Origin of the sequence: Herbaspirillum lusitanum P6-12, from assembly GCF_000256565.1 — a bacterium.
Lineage (GTDB): Bacteria > Pseudomonadota > Gammaproteobacteria > Burkholderiales > Burkholderiaceae_D > Herbaspirillum > Herbaspirillum lusitanum.
Genome location: NZ_AJHH01000459.1, coordinates 1 through 408, shown reverse-complemented (window position 1 = coordinate 408; position 408 = coordinate 1). Strand labels below are relative to the sequence as shown.

Genomic DNA, 408 nt, shown 5'->3' with positions numbered 1-408 from the left:
GGTGCGGCCGCACCATCAAGACCAGCATGACCAGGATGAAGATCGTCAGATTCGCGATCGAAGGATCGAAATAAAAGCCGCCGATGCTCTCGACCAGCGCAATGAAGAGGCTGCCGATGATGGCTCCCGGCACGCTGCCCAGCCCGCCAATGATCACGGCAATGAAGCCCTTGATCAGATAGTCGGCGCCAAGGGTCGGCGAGATCACCGAGATCGGCGCCAGCAAGGCGCCCGCCACCGCTCCCAGCAGCGTGGCAACGGCAAATCCCTGGAAGGCGATGCGTTTGAACGGAATCCCCTGCAGCATGGCGGCCTCGTGATCGATCGCCACGGCGCGCATCGCCTTGCCGAACTGCGTCACCATCAGAATCCAGTACAGCGCACCGGTGGCGACGATTGCCGCCAATC

General features: G+C 62.3%; 1 protein-coding gene. It reads right to left on the bottom strand.

Annotated features, from left to right (window positions below; genetic code table 11):
* A partial coding sequence (locus HLUSI_RS0115060; protein WP_016834774.1) for a branched-chain amino acid ABC transporter permease occupies nt 1-408 on the bottom strand: 408 nt, incomplete at both ends.